Below are 14,587 nucleotides of genomic sequence, written 5' to 3'. Positions count from 1 at the left end.
GAGCAGCAGCCTGTTATAGCGGAATCACCGCTACAACAGGCTGCTACTGTTTTGTATTCACGCTATTTTACACGTTCACATTTCTATTGCAGGACTACAGTATCTCCAGGTTTCAGTCCGGATAGAACTTCAGTCTTCTCAGAGGTCTCCATTCCGATCTTGATCTCTTTCCGCTCATACTGACCCTTTCCTTTATCCAGCATCACAAAAGCCTGATTCCCTTCATGAATAACAGCGATACTGGACACCACTGTGGTCTTGTCCTTGCGCAAGGTCTCAATATCTCCACTTAGGCTAAGGCCTCCAATCAAGTGCTCATCGGGCTGCAGGGAGATCACAACTTCGAACTGCGGCACCTGCCCTGCCGTATTCTGGCCGGTAGTCGTTGTGGCGAATTTCGACACTTTTTTTACTACACCTTTCAGGATCAAATCTTTCATCGCAGTCATCTTCACCTGAACCTTCATCCCCGGCTTGATACGGAAGATATCCTGCTCCCCTACCAGCGCGATGAACTCCAGCTTGCTAAGGTCCACAATTTTGCCGATGTACTGATTATCTGTCACCATCTGCGGCCGTTCACCGGTCTCGCTGCTGCTGTCATAGAGAAAAATACCGGTAGCCGGAGCGTGGTACACCGCAGAATTCAGCTTGGCTCTTTTGTCGGTTAGCTCCTTCTCCTGAATGTCTGCGTTCACTTGGTTCAATTCATCATTCAGACGAGCGGTCTCCTGGGCGGCAAGTGCCTTCAGACGTTCCGCTTCCGTCCCTGCCGGAACGGCCGCATCCTCATCCTGCTGGCTGACAAAGGTATTCAATTCCCCTTCCAGCTTCGCTTTATGAATAGTTGCTTCTGTAGTGGCAATTTCATTCTTCAAGGTGGACTGGTCCAGCGTGAACAGGACATCCCCTTTTTTCACCTGTCCGCCATTTTCGACTTTCCACGCGGTGACTTTGGAGGCAAACGGGGCATATACCAGCGTTTCCTCCTGATACTTGGATTTCCCCTTGACCTGAACCGTACTTGTCATCGGCTCTTGTGTTACCGGAAAGCTGATTACTTGAGGAGGTTCCATCACTACCTCCGGTTCTTTTTTTAATACTTTGCTGTACAGAATATAGCCTGCGGCGGCAATAATGCCAAGGATGATAACCCACTTCAGCGTCCTTTTGAATATCCTCTTCATTGATTTGGCTTCCTTTCAAATGGAAATACAGTATTGTATATATGTTTATGGCTAATCCCGCTTGATAGCTGTAAGTGCATCGGTTCTGGAAGCGCTGATGGCCGGATAGATACCTGATAGTACACCGGTCATAATCGCAAACGAAAGCCCAATCGGAAGGGTCGTAAGCGGTATAAAGAAAGACAGGCCTTCTCCGGCAGTACCCACAAGTTTGTTCAACGCCATTACAATAAGATAAGAGAATAGTACACCGAGCAGACCGCCGAGCAGTCCGAGCAGGGCAGCTTCTGTTATAAACATATTGCGGATTTGGCCCATGTTCGCACCGAGCACTTTCATAATCCCGATCTGACGCCTGCGCTGATGTGTGGACATGGTCATGGCTACAATGATGGAAATCGATGCAATAACCAGAATGAAAACACCAATACCCAGAGCAGCCATTTTTATCGTATCGAATTGTTCTTTCAACTGTTCCTGCTGGTACAAGTTGTCGTTAGCTGACAAAGAAAGCTTCTGGATTAATGCTTCCAGCGGTTTGATGTTATCGACACTGTCGACCTTCACTGTGACGGAATTGTATTTGCCCTCTTCCAGACTTGGAACGGTCCCGTTTGCATCAGTGAAGCTAAGTTCATGCTGCAATTGTGCAGCAGTTTCCAATGACACATACATCACCTTCTCATAAGTAGCACGATCATCGCTGGTACCGGGAGGATTGGCCAGAATACCGCCTACCTGGAGCGGTGAACTGAGTTTGGTGGGTCCTGTACCGTTTGGGGCGCTGGCGCTGTAATCCTGTGCTTGCAATTGAACCTGCTGGCGGTACATTTCCGAGGGAATCAGCATCAGATTATTATACTGGCTTGATACCTCTTGATTGAAAGGATCCGAATTCATACGGTCAAAAATGTTCTGCCGGGTCTCTATATCAATCAACCCGAGTGTGGCACCATAGTTCAGAACCACCATTCCGGGAATATCTGAAGCGCCGCCCTGTTTGAAGGACTTGTCGAATTTGTTCAGCATGCGCAGATCCGTTGCAATAACCTGAATATCGGCGATTTTATTGTCCACCGTAATCATCTGTCTGTACCCGTTATCTTCAAAAGGGGCTGCAGCAACGACATGTTTCAGTCCTTGAATGATCTTAAGCTTTTGAAATGTAAGCTTACCCGGATCCAGGTTGCTATTGACCCCGGACCCTGAACCGCCTCCACCTCCCTTTCCGCCTGGAGATGGCAGTCCGCCGCCCGGAGTTACGGTGATTTCATCCATTTTGAAATTGCGGTTCACTTCATTCGTCACATATACCTGTGCGGACTGACCCACACTCAGCGCAACGATAATGGCCGCACAACCAATGGAAATCCCGGTCATACACAAGCCCGTTACCACTTTTCGCCGTTTGACCTGATCCCAGGCCATACGGGAGATATCCCTGATCCTCACGGACTCTCCTCCTCTGTAGGTGCCGGCTGAACATCCGTGTGCTGGCCGTTAATCAAATATCCATCCCGGAGTGAGAAGGTCCGCTGCATCTGCTCCGCCACTTCTTGTTCATGCGTTACCACAATAAATGTCGTTTTCATGGTCTGATTCAGCTTCAGCAGAATGCTGATGATTTCCTCCTCTGTTTTGGAATCCAGATTTCCGGTAGGCTCGTCGGCAAAAATAACAGAAGGCTCTGTTATCAGAGACCGGGCGATACTTACGCGCTGCTGCTGACCGCCTGACAGCTGTGAAGGAAACAGGTCTGCCTTGTCAGGTAATCCGACCTGCTCCAGCAGAGCCAGTGCCTTTTGCTTGCGGATAGAGGGTGACACCGACTGGAAAACCAGCGGCAGCTCCACATTCTCACGTACAGTTAGGCTTGTAATCAATTCATAGGCTTGAAATATAAATCCGATATTCTTGCGCCGGAATTCGGCGAGCTTATTTTCACCCATCAACACGATGTCATGATCAGCAATGAAAATATGGCCGTCGGTAGGCTTCATCAGGCCAGCCATCAAATTCAGCAGCGTAGATTTACCGGACCCGGAGCTGCCCAGTAGCGCAACCATTTCTCCCTGCTTCACAGCAAAGCTGATTTCATGAAGGACCTTGGTCCACTCGTTGCCGGTTTTAAAGGAATGTGTAATTTTTTCGACTCGCAACATGGAAGCCGCTCCTTCTTGTCCTGTGATAGATCGTTCGTTATTTTTCGTCTTTAACAATGACGGGCAGCGGCTTGTAGATCAAGTAGTAAATCTGCTGTCCGAGCTCAATCCGTCCGCCCTGGAACTCATCGTACAGGGTGATTTTGTAGGAGCCGCCTTTAAGCTGTTTATACAGACCTCTGGTGATGGAAAGGGTGTACGTGTTATTGTCACCTTCCGTCAGATCCGTGCCAAGCGTCAATGTTTTTTCCTGCGTCAGGCCGAATGGATCTGTAATCTTGGCAACCAGCTTGTGATCCAGCGCATCTGTATCATAAGAGTGGTCCTGCGTGAGCTTGTAATCGACCTCGATGCTCATGCTGTCGCTGCCCTCCGAAATTTGACCTTCTGAACGGATCACCGAGAAGTTGTAAGGGAATATAGAGATTTGGCCAAGGTTCTGCACAGGTACAGGCGTTACCGGATTAAGCTTGAGCGATGCAACATTGACATAGCCTGTCGCTTCCTGCCCAGCTTCACTCAGCTTACCGCCTGTAATGCCGGTTCCGAGGTAGAGTGACATGTCATTGGTCTGCAAGGCCCCCGGAATTTTCGCCCAGAAGGTAACCATCTGCTTCCCGCCTGGAGCGGCAAGGCCGGAAGATTGAGAAGACTGTGCTTCATAAAACTGTCCATCCGCAGTCCGGTAATAGGCTTTCAGCCGCGTAAGCGAGCTTTGTCTTTTCTCCTCATTGCTCATGAGCAGCTCTGTGTAGATGATTTTGGAGGTACTTGAGCTTGAATAGACTGTGGTTCTGTTCTCCTGAACCTTTGAGTTTTTACCCTTTTCAGCAACTATATAGTTCCCGCCGCGCTCAATAGTCGTAACACTGTTCATATCACTGCTCGTGCTCAGTGCAAGGAAGGGTTTCTTCTCCTCGTTCTCTGTGGTGTACAAGCTAATATTTAGCGCTGAGAACTCTTCAGCGTACGGAATTTTGGTCAGCACATCGATTTCGGCGGAGCTGCCCGGAGCAAGCTCTGCAGATTCTTTGTCCATGATAATCTCTGTCGACGAAGTCAAATCGAGATTATTCAATTTGAGCGCCCCCTTGAGTTCAGGCAGGGACAGGGTTACAGATTGCGTGTTGGTCAGCTTCAGCCTGGCGATAACGATATCATCATCCTTCCACGGATAACGCTGAATGGATTGGATACTGTACGAGAATGTTCCGTACGGATTCGTGGTTCTGTATTCCTGTCCTTGCTGGACATTGGTACGTAGCGTATAAGGGATCGTGAAGTAAGCAATAGGAAAAGTCAGCTTGCCAACTGCATTACCGCTTACAGCCGGTGTTCCGGACGTTCCTCCAGTTTCCGTTCCGGCAGTTGGAGTAGGAAGCTCCTGCCCCACGGCTTCGATCATCTGCAGCTGAAGCGTACCCTGTTCAACCTCCAGCGGTACTGACGCTGTAAGCGGAATTACTTTTACCTCCAGCGGTCTAAGTGTTATTCCGTTTAAGGCTTTGGCATTGACCGGAAACGTTCTTCCTTTTGCCGATTTGACAGCAAGCTCGTAGGTGGGCAGGGTAACGGCTTTGTTCCCTGTATTCTTCAGTTCAAGCTGAAAAGACCATGCAGCCGACGCCTTATCGGCATAAACCGAGGCATTGCTGAGCTTGGTTTCGATGGTATTGCTGTTCACTATGATGGTCTTGATGGCTCCATTGCCTACAACCAGATTTGGACTTGTCGCTGCCGGGAGCTTAAATGAAGCACCGGGCAGCTCCAGCTTCAGGGTTACATCCTTTTGCGTGAACAGAAGCTTCATGTTGTCGGTTTTGAGATAGGCTGGGATTTCCGCTAAGTAGTAGATGCTCTTCTTTTCTTGAGGCTGAATCTTATAACCGTCTTGGGTGCTGCTGAGTGACAGTTCAAATGAGGTTCCGCTGGCTGAAACCAGATAGGCTGTGTAACCGGGATCGCCAAGGACCTTGCTGCCTTTATTGGTCAGGCTTAGCCCTACCTTGGCATATACCTTGCCGCTGAATTTGAAGATTTGCAGGGATTCTGCTGCTGCTGTTACGGGGATATCGTTCATTAGCGTGTTCAAACTTTTACCGCTTGCCACAGTGGTGGAATAATTGGCCGGAACCGCAAAGGTGCCTGCCTGCCGCAGATAGCCCTTGGTCTTGGGGTCCCAGACATACATTGCAATCTTCATTCCTTGAAGAGACTCGCTCTGACCTACATTGACATAGTACGTCACCTGCAGTGTTTCATTGGCGTCCACTTTCTTCTTCAGTGCATCTGCTGTAACAGGAGTACCCGGAATCACCGAACCTTCAGGGGTTACGACCCGAGAGAAGTAACGCACCAGATTGGCGCCTGTTCCCCCGGCATTTGAATATTTCACTGTGTACGTCAGAATATTGCCGCCCGTTTGTGTCCATATGTTTACATTTTCGAGCGACGCTGTTACTCCCGATCCAATAACTATGGGACTAATCTTGGGTGTCACCGCAGCAGCCATGTTGGCTGAAGGTATGGAGCTTGCTGAAGCCTGTACCGTTCCAGGTGCCAGGCCGGCCGCCAGCTGACCGATGACAAATGTGCCTGCCAGCACTGCCGCATATGTATTTTTATACAATCTCATTATTTTCCCCCCAGGTGTTTTACTAGAATCCATTATAGTGGCAGCTGAAGAGGGAAATGTATCCAAACTGTTACTCTTGCTTGGAAAATGTAACTTATTTGTTATCTAAGGAACTCTATGAGCTAAAAGCTCTCCGGTATTGATTGGGCGGAATCCCCTCCACCTGTTTAAAGACCTTTATGAAGTAGCTAGATTGCCGAAAACCGGACTCCAGGGCAACATGAGAAATGGAAAGGGAGGTGGAGGCCAGCAGCAGCTTGGCTCTGGCAAGACGGCATTCGGTTAAATAGCGGTTCGGAGTCTTACCCATAATACTACGAAACAGGCGGAGGAAATGATAGCTGCTGTAGCCCGCAAGTTTGGCCATCGTCTCCAGCGTCCACGGGCGCTCGCATTCCCGGCGGATCATATCTGCGGTGCGGCGGATCGAGTGCCTGATCTCCAGCGGAACCGATCCATGTAGCGGCTCGGAGTTCTGCAACAGCGTAATCAGTATTTCATAGAGCAAAGCAGAGAAACGGGGTTCGCAGGAGGTCTCGAAGGATTCACTAAGCCGGTACATCTCTTCAAAAACCGGGATGAGCCCGGCATCAGGATCAAACGTAAAAAAGTAGCCGCGCGACTGGTCCACCTCCTCCATCAGAGGCAAAGGGATGCTCGTGCCGAAATGGATCCAGCGAACCTCCCATGGGTGATAAGGATCAGCTCCATACTGCTGGTAAGCCCTCTTCGGGAAGAGAAAACCTCTGCCCCGTCCCATAGGAATGCGTTCACCCTCCTGGAAGACATAACCTTCCCCGGCAAAAACAAGATGCAGATTATAACTATTCAGCAGGCCCTCACTTCTGCGTTCCGCATGCTGTGGAAAATCCGAATAATGCCCGATAAATTCCGGATAGCAGACGTAATGCATATAGGCCGGTGCGGGTAAAACCCATTGTTTGTTCATAGGGGATCCTTTCTACATAAGCCATACACGCAATATAGTAATACAATAGCAATATTGTGTTATATATGAATCAGTATACCTGATAATACAATAGATTCATAACAATCCTACAGCATATTTTTACACTTGGAGGTTGAAAATGAATACTATATCCACTACTGAATCCTTTGAGCTTGGCGTGTGTTACTATCCTGAGCACTGGCCGGAGGAACTCTGGGCCGACGATTACCGGCGAATGGTTGAAACCGGATTCACGATTGTCCGGATGGCTGAATTTGCCTGGACCCTCTTTGAGCCTGAGGAAGGTGTCTTCCAGTTCGATCTGTTTGACAGAGCCATCAATCTGGCTCATAGCCACGGTCTCAAGGTGATTCTGGGAACACCCACGGCCACACCTCCCGCTTGGCTCACCGAGCGTTACCCTGAAGTATTGAATGTTACCTATGACGGAGTGACGCTACAGCACGGCATGCGCCGTCACTATAATTACAGCAGTCCGAAGTACCGGGAGCTCTGCGCCAGAATCACCAGGCAGCTTGCGCAGCATTATGGCAATCACCCGGGTGTGGTTGGCTGGCAAATTGACAATGAACTGAATTGTGAAATCAATGTGTTCTATTCGGAGAGCGATCACCAGGCCTTCCGGGAGTGGGTACAAGCCAAATATGAAACGCTGGAGAAGCTGAATGAAGCTTGGGGAACTGTCTTCTGGAATCAGACCTATAATAGCTGGTCACAGATCTTTCTGCCACGTCCCACTCCGTCACCCATGCAGCCTAATCCGCATCAGGCGCTGGATGAGAAGAGGTTCATTTCCGACAACACCATATCTTTTGCCAGAATCCAGGCTGATATTATCCGGGAACTGGCCCCGTCCCAATGGGTAACCACCAATGGATTGTTCGGACATCTCGACAGCCATGAGCTGAACGACCAGCTCCTTGATTTCTTCAGCTATGACTCCTATCCCCAGTTCTCAAGCATAAGTACCGATCCGCAAGAAGCAGATCCGCTGCTGGACCGGAGCTGGAGTCTCTCGTTAACAGCAGTTCGTTCGATTAGCCCTAATTTCTGTATCATGGAGCAGCAATCCGGCCCGGGCGGCTGGGTGAACCGCATGGATATGCCTTCACCCAAGCCTGGTCAGATGAGGCTCTGGACATATCAGTCCATTGCTCATGGTGCGGACAAGCTGCTCTACTTCCGCTGGCGGACGGCAACTATGGGCAATGAAATTTATTGGCATGGCCTCAATGACTATCATAACCAGCCGAACCGCAGGGTCAGGGAAGCAGAACAGATTGGCCGGGAAATGGCTGTTGCAGGCAAACATATTGTAGGTACCCGATCTAAGGCGGACATTGCCATTCTGCGTGATTACGACAATGAATGGGATGGTGAATACGATGTCTGGCACGGACCCTTTATGTGGCAGAGCAACAAGGAATGGTTCAAGGCACTGCAGAAGCGTCAAATCCCGAACGACATCCTATACATTCGTAGCAAAACCACTCTAGAAGACCTGATTCCTTATCAGGTTCTAGTCTATCCGCACCCGGCCATTATGAGCGATGAGACAGCAGAGCTTCTGGATCAATATGTGCAGCAAGGCGGAACCCTGATTTTCGGCTGCCGGACCGGCTACAAGGATACCCGCGGACAATGCTATATGCGGCCTTTTCCCGGTGCTGCGAGGGACCTGTGCGGCATCAGCGTTGAGGAATTCACTATGGTCAAAGGTACCCGACTTCCAACCTCCATCCGCTGGGGCAGTGATCCTGAGGCGCTTACCGGTGCTGATGCGTTCAATGATATTCTTCATGTCGAAGAGGACACTGTCGAGGTTATGGGGACTTATGCAACCGATTATTATGCCGGCAAACCGGCTGTCACCCGAAACAAACGCGGCAAAGGCGAGGTATGGTACTTCGGAGCTGTATTTCATGCGGATGCAGCACTTAAAATCATCGACAGGCTTCACCTTCACTCCCCTGTAGCTGAGTGGCTGGAGCTTCCTTCGGAAGTAGAGCTGCAAATCCGCAAAGATGAAAATAACAGCTATACGTTCCTGCTGAACTTCAGTGAAGAACCTGCGACCGTCCAGCTCAAAGAGCAAAGAACCGATCTGCTGACCGGTGCGACTCTCTCCGGCTCGTACACACTCGAAGGCTTTGGGGTACTGGTACTCTACTGAGGATGTATTTTAATTACAAAGGGTTCTTCCTTCAGATTAATTCTGTGTGGGAGAACCCTCTTTTTTGATATAGTAGAATAATATAAATGTATAATTTGCTTGCTTATTCCAAAAGGAGAACAATTTATGGACAACGATGCTCTGATTCAAGAGATCAACCGATCCTATCCGTTGGAGATCCTGCATATTGAATTTCACCGGGAGATGATCGGCAGGGTATATTTTCTGCGGGCATTACACTCATTACCGCTCAGGGTTTGCTGGATTATTTGATATTGTGGTTACCATCCTGCTTGTGAATTTACGGCATTTGCTGCTAAGCGCGGCGGTTTCACCTTACTTCCGTCATTTAAGCCCGCTGTACAACATGCTTATCGGGGCGCTGCTAACAGATGAAACCTTTGGAGTAGCTCTTCAGAGAAGCACAGGTTCCGCTGCTATCAGTGAAAAATGGATGCACGGTCTGAACCTTACGGCTTATCTCAATTGGAGCCTGGACAATATCGCCGGTGCTTTTCTGGGCCAATGGATCGCTGACCCCGAGCAATGGGGGCTTGATTTCGCCCTCCCGGCGATGTTCCCAGGTCTGCTCGTACTCACCATCCAGAGCAGAAACACGCTGCTGACGGATATTCTCGTTGGAGCTGCTGCGATGTTAATTGCCGTCGGTGTATCGGTTCTCTGGTCACCCAGTATAGGTGTGACTTTCGCAACCGCAGCAGCCTCTACGATAGAGTGTTAATCGAGAAATGGAGATAAGACTGGATATTTCCTTCAATATCATTGGAGTGGCACTGGTTACTTCCATCCCAAGGGTGCTGCCTCTATGCTTCTTAGCCTGGATACGCTTCCAGAATGGGGCATGCGCTGGCTGAATCATGTACCCGTAGCGGTCATGTCCGCACTGGTCGCCCAGGAACTGTTCACCACGGATGGCCATTTCACCAGTTTATCCAGCAATGTAGAATGGATAGCAGCTTTGCCAACCCTATGGATTGCCATCCAAACCCGCAGTCTGCTGGGAACCGTTGTTGCGGGAATCCTATCGCTGATGCTTCTGCGACTACTATTCGGATAAGCTATTCAAATATGCATCTGCTTCTTCATAAGTCGGATAGTACACAGCAAACTTCCCGAAAAGTCTGTTCATCTGCATCTTCCACACAGGAGAGTTCGCAACATACACCCATCCGCCCACTCCATGTGCAACTGCCAATTCACCTGTAGGTGCGAGCATGGCGGCCACCTCGGGGGTAAGGATTGATTTAGACTCGGTTACATCGGTGACTCCAGTAAAGCCAGGTTTCAGTTTCTTCATTGCTGCTTCAAAATCAGATATATAAGCAGGCACATCCGTTTCAGTCAGACCAAATGCTTTTACAACCACTTGATTTTTGGCTACATTTACTTCCATAGTGTAAGGCATAATGATTCCCCCAGTATAAATTCTACCCTATTGACTCATTATCTCGATTCAGAAGAGTAAGTATATGAATTATCGGTTTTTTAAAATCATTATTTTAGGGAATAAGGGAATTTATCCCTTGGATATTCTGCATATTTCACTTAACTTTCACCTATAAGCTCCAGATCCTTTTGACAAAGCTCCCAATCTTCCCGATCGCTTCCTGCCCTTCGGGGAGCAACGCAGACATCAACTGGAACACGCTCCACAGGTTCTCCCAAATTTCAAGTGTGGCTTCTCCTCCGTAAGCACGTACACGCTCTGCGAGCCGTTCGGCATCACTCAGCAGCACTTCCTGATCTCCGGCCTGTATTAATAAGGGGGGCAGTCCATCCAGCCGTAGCCTTAGCGGCGATAGCAGCGCAGGCATAATACCGTTATAGCCGCCCAGGTAATCCCGCAGGATTCTCTGATTCCCCTCCCGGCTTCCCGTATGGTCCATTTCAGCCCTGCTGTCATACGACTCGCCGTCCAGATGGACGAGATCACTGTGCGGGGATAGAAGAAATGCGGCTGCGGGCAGTTTATCCCCTGCGTCCCTCAGTGTGATCAGCGTCATTAGTACGAGAGAGGCGCCTACAGAATCGCCACCCAGGATGATGCCTTCCGGCAGAAAGCCTGTTCGCAGCAGCCAGCTGTAAGCAGCAAGACAATCTTCATTGGCAGCAGGATACACATACTCGGGTGCAAGACGATATTCTAAGGTAAACACCCTTACACCGCTGGCAGCAGCGATTCTTGCTGCCAGGTCACGGTAGATCTCACAATTGCCGGAGATAAAACCTCCACCATGAACATAGAGTATGACCTTCCCATTACCTTTTTCCGAATGGTCCCCTGTAACATTCAGCCATTCTCCTGATACCCCGTCCACATCAACCCTTTCGGCAGATACTTCATGAAGCAATGGTAATTGTTTGGCGGATTCCGCCATCTCCAGACGGATTTGTACTGCTGTTTTCCCTGCGGTCTGATTATTTTGCTGCAAATGTTGTCTGATCGCTTGAAGCATTTCCTTTGAACTCGGCATCTTTCATTCCTCCCGGTATTGGCTTGACACCTGTATTCTAAACCCTGTTCTACGGTACAGAGTCAAGCAGGATCAACACCGCAACGCATTAGGAACCTCGCCAAAGTTTATTTTTCCATCCTGAGAACTTGCAAAGTCTCCTTCACCCCAGGATGCCGATCTGCGGATTCAAGGTTTATTTTCAGATCCTTCAGAAGCTGTCTGGTAGTCTCGCGTTTCGCTATTTCCAGATCAACAGCGATCATCTTACGCTCTATTGCCAGGATGAAATCAGAAACTCCTATACTTCCGTCCTCGGACTTTACTAACGCTTTTTTGATTTCACGCAGCGTGAATCCACATTTCTTGGCATTCTGTATAAAAGCGATCCGGGTGAGTGCCTCCTCCGTATACATCCGGTAACCCGAGGTCGTCCGCTGCGGCCGGGGAAGTAAGCCATGCTTCTCATAGTACCGCAGCGTTTCAATATTGACTTTCGCTTCCTTTGCCAGTTCTCCCCGTAAATAGGTAACCATGTACTTTTCCTCCTCCCGCTGAACCTATAACGGCTATAATTTCAGCCTTTCCTTCAACTGCCCGACTTCAGCTTCCGAAGGCTCAGTCCCGCCATACCTTGCCTGATTATAGAACCGGAGAAGCTGAGCGGACGAGGCGTCTGGAGCAGTCTCTTGAGCCTTACGCTGGGGTTTCCTGCTCTCATTCCATTCTGCAATATCCACCGTAGTCTCTTGAGGGGTAAGATAGCTCCTCTGTAAGTATCCTTGGGCACGTTTGTTCTTCAACCAATGGCGGTACAACCAGCGGGTCTGCTCACGTCCCCCGTTCATTCCTTCCCAGCGGTCCCGTCTGGAGGCAGAGATTGTACGGCTCCGCCAGTACTCTCTTACGCCTTGAACCGTCTTCTCCCAGGTGAAAATACTTTTCTCCTCGTCCTGATAAGCGGTATTGTTCTGCGGTGATTCTCTGCGGAGCAAGGATAACAGAGAGTCGATGCATTTCCGCCAGACTCCACCTGAATTGCGATATAACCAACGAAGGCCAAAATACAGGATTACCATCAGCGCCGCAGCTCCGATGGCATAAAATGCAGCGTTCAGGATCATCGCCAGCAGCCCCGGCTCATGGGTTTCAGCCGGCGGCATCTCAGGCATCACCTGCGGTGGAGCTTCCTGCTGCGGCTCTGGCTTACTTGAATCAGAGAACAGACGGCTCACCCAGCTGAAGAAGGCCTGTGCGGCATGCCAGAGGAACAGTCCCAATGCCCGGCCTGCCCCAGCCGCAAGCAAAGCCGCCACCGCAATGAACAACAGCACAAACAGACGGTTATGCCGCCGAATTCCCTTCGGAAGCGGAGAACCGTCTCCCGTGAATGAGCTGTAATGCAAGTGGCTGGTGTTGGAGTCCAGAAGGGCAAGAATTAGACAGAGACTGCCGCTCCAGGTTAATACAGCAACACTAGGCTGAAGCAGCGGAATTCTGGCGAATGCGATAGTGGCTACAAAATATACTGCAATGCCGGCAGTATAAATTCTGAGCCTGCTGCTACGGCCCCCGGCAGTTATACCCAGATATGCAGATATGATAGCACCTGCATACAATGGGATTTCTCTTAATGAAAATGCACCAGCCAGAATTCCTGCCAGCACCCCCAGTAGAAGTGCCGCCAGGAGCTGCTTCCACTTCCGGTTGCAGCTCTGCCTTAGCATTACCCCCGCCATGGATATTAGCGGCAGGGTATAAATCCAGGGCAGCGCGGTAACCCCGGACTGCAAGTACTTCTGTAGCACGATCCATACAGGGAGGAATAATAGCCATTCCACAATACTATTCAACAAGAGACGATGCGTCGATTTCAAGTACTCCGGTTCTTGCAGCTTCATGCGCTATTCCTCCCTGAGGCCGGAATTTCCAGCCACTCTACACCGTTCCCGGACAGCCGCAGTTGTTCGGCTGCCTGCTGAAGTTCCGGGCCGAGGTGACAGGAAATAATCAGGTAATCCGTATCGGTGTTACCTTTCTCCGCTTCCTGCTCCAGCAATCTGCTCATAGGCATCGTCCGGTCCAGTTGGAGCCTTGCCAGCAATCCTAGAATGTCATCCAGCCGCCCCATGGGATTAGCATCTACCGGATCATTCGCACCCTCTCCGTCCAGCCTGCCGTTACTGAGAAAACCCGTTTCAATGCCATGACCAACCGCATAATCCGATATTGTAGCAGCATAGCGAATGCCAAGCTCAATCCGTTCCACATCCGTCACTGTTCTCCACATGGAATCACTGATCTCCATGTTCAGGCAGATGACAAGCCTGGAATCAGCCGTAAAGTCCTTCTTGTGAACCTGCATCCGGCCGGTACGGGCCGTGGCCTTCCAGTTCAATGACCCAAGCGAATCGCCAGGACTGTATTCACGTGTGCCAGCCGTTAGGAACGGGTCGTGAACGATCCAACGCTTGACGGGCAGCTCGCCCAGCCAGCTATGTATTGGAAGAGGCAGCTCGTATAAGTCCACGATCATCGGATATACCATCAGTTCCAGCTGCAGGGGAAAGGTTTGGGTGCTGCGGCTGAGTCCGAATAAATCACCGGTGGTCATGGTTGCTGTATCCAGACGGAACAGCCCCCGCTTCATACAGCGGACCTTGTGTGTCCGTTTGATATGGCGGTAAGCCCGAAGGTAGAACAGGCTCAAATGATTCTGATAGATTTCGCCACTGCTGATGCCCAGATTCTCCTGACTTCCAAATTCAAGCCCTTGGGCGATGCTGGACTCCAGACGAAGCCAGGGCAGCGGCAGCAGCTTGCCATTGCTGATCTCTTCCACCATCTCCACTGATTCCCCCTCAAACACCGCTTGCGAAGAGAAATAACGGGTATAGTTCACCTTCTTCAGAGCGTTCCGCTGATACAGCGTCGAGATGAACAGCATCAGCAGAAACGTGCTGATGATAAACCAGGGCAGTGTCAT

14 protein-coding genes are annotated in these 14,587 nt (G+C 50.0%); 4 read left to right on the top strand and 10 right to left on the bottom strand.

Annotated features, from left to right (window positions below; translation table 11 throughout):
* Nucleotides 1-83: 83 nt before the first annotated feature.
* The 5 genes from A3842_RS30050 to A3842_RS30030 all read right to left on the bottom strand — a co-directional run bounded on the left by A3842_RS30050 (nt 84) and on the right by A3842_RS30030 (nt 6,933).
* Nucleotides 84-1,187, bottom strand: a complete 1,104-nt coding sequence (locus A3842_RS30050; RefSeq protein ID WP_074083495.1) for an efflux RND transporter periplasmic adaptor subunit — start codon at nt 1,185-1,187, stop codon at nt 84-86.
* Between the two features lie 51 nt (nt 1,188-1,238).
* Nucleotides 1,239-2,639, bottom strand: a complete 1,401-nt coding sequence (locus A3842_RS30045; protein WP_178381893.1) for an ABC transporter permease — start codon at nt 2,637-2,639, stop codon at nt 1,239-1,241.
* On the bottom strand, nt 2,636-3,349 hold the full coding sequence (locus A3842_RS30040; protein WP_074083496.1) for an ABC transporter ATP-binding protein: 714 nt from the start codon (nt 3,347-3,349) through the stop codon (nt 2,636-2,638). Before A3842_RS30040 ends, A3842_RS30045 begins: the two co-directional genes overlap by 4 nt.
* Before the next feature lie 37 nt (nt 3,350-3,386).
* Complete coding sequence (locus A3842_RS30035) at nt 3,387-5,984, bottom strand: hypothetical protein (protein WP_074103750.1); 2,598 nt, start codon at nt 5,982-5,984, stop codon at nt 3,387-3,389.
* Between the two features lie 115 nt (nt 5,985-6,099).
* Nucleotides 6,100-6,933 (bottom strand): helix-turn-helix transcriptional regulator, encoded by an 834-nt coding sequence (locus tag A3842_RS30030; protein WP_074103749.1) that lies wholly within the window; start codon nt 6,931-6,933, stop codon nt 6,100-6,102.
* A gap of 139 nt (nt 6,934-7,072) precedes the next feature.
* Between A3842_RS30030 and A3842_RS30025 the strand changes: the two genes are divergently transcribed.
* From A3842_RS30025 to A3842_RS30015, 4 genes are all read left to right on the top strand, one after another.
* Nucleotides 7,073-9,127, top strand: a complete 2,055-nt coding sequence (locus A3842_RS30025) for a beta-galactosidase (protein ID WP_074103748.1) — start codon at nt 7,073-7,075, stop codon at nt 9,125-9,127.
* A 126-nt stretch (nt 9,128-9,253) separates the two neighbouring features.
* Nucleotides 9,254-9,400, top strand: a complete 147-nt coding sequence (locus tag A3842_RS32785) for a hypothetical protein (RefSeq protein ID WP_178381894.1) — start codon at nt 9,254-9,256, stop codon at nt 9,398-9,400.
* A 4-nt stretch (nt 9,401-9,404) separates the two neighbouring features.
* Nucleotides 9,405-9,869, top strand: coding sequence for an AzlC family ABC transporter permease (locus A3842_RS30020; protein WP_074103747.1), 465 nt, complete (start codon nt 9,405-9,407; stop codon nt 9,867-9,869).
* Nucleotides 9,870-9,953: 84 nt separating this feature from the next.
* The gene (locus A3842_RS30015) at nt 9,954-10,205 is read left to right on the top strand and encodes an AzlD domain-containing protein (protein ID WP_074103746.1); all 252 of its coding nucleotides are present in this window, start codon (nt 9,954-9,956) and stop codon (nt 10,203-10,205) included.
* Here A3842_RS30015 and A3842_RS30010 read toward each other — a convergent pair.
* The 5 genes from A3842_RS30010 to A3842_RS29990 all read right to left on the bottom strand — a co-directional run bounded on the left by A3842_RS30010 (nt 10,194) and on the right by A3842_RS29990 (nt 14,587).
* Nucleotides 10,194-10,553 carry a hypothetical protein gene (locus A3842_RS30010; protein WP_074083501.1) on the bottom strand — a complete coding sequence of 120 codons (360 nt, stop codon included), beginning with the start codon at nt 10,551-10,553 and terminating at the stop codon, nt 10,194-10,196. The two genes, A3842_RS30015 and A3842_RS30010, sit on opposite strands and share 12 nt — an antisense overlap.
* A 151-nt stretch (nt 10,554-10,704) precedes the next feature.
* Nucleotides 10,705-11,622 carry an alpha/beta hydrolase gene (locus tag A3842_RS30005; protein WP_074103745.1) on the bottom strand — a complete coding sequence of 306 codons (918 nt, stop codon included), beginning with the start codon at nt 11,620-11,622 and terminating at the stop codon, nt 10,705-10,707.
* Between the two features lie 107 nt (nt 11,623-11,729).
* Nucleotides 11,730-12,137, bottom strand: coding sequence for a MerR family transcriptional regulator (locus A3842_RS30000; RefSeq protein WP_074083503.1), 408 nt, complete (start codon nt 12,135-12,137; stop codon nt 11,730-11,732).
* A gap of 33 nt (nt 12,138-12,170) precedes the next feature.
* Nucleotides 12,171-13,502 carry a DUF4129 domain-containing protein gene (locus A3842_RS29995; RefSeq protein WP_074103744.1) on the bottom strand — a complete coding sequence of 444 codons (1,332 nt, stop codon included), beginning with the start codon at nt 13,500-13,502 and terminating at the stop codon, nt 12,171-12,173.
* Nucleotides 13,499-14,587 carry a DUF58 domain-containing protein gene (locus A3842_RS29990; RefSeq protein WP_074083505.1) on the bottom strand — a complete coding sequence of 363 codons (1,089 nt, stop codon included), beginning with the start codon at nt 14,585-14,587 and terminating at the stop codon, nt 13,499-13,501. Before A3842_RS29990 ends, A3842_RS29995 begins: the two co-directional genes overlap by 4 nt.

Origin of the sequence: Paenibacillus sp. P3E (assembly GCF_001909045.1) — a bacterium.
GTDB lineage: Bacteria > Bacillota > Bacilli > Paenibacillales > Paenibacillaceae > Paenibacillus_AQ > Paenibacillus_AQ helianthi.
This window is presented reverse-complemented; position numbering and strand designations above follow the sequence as displayed.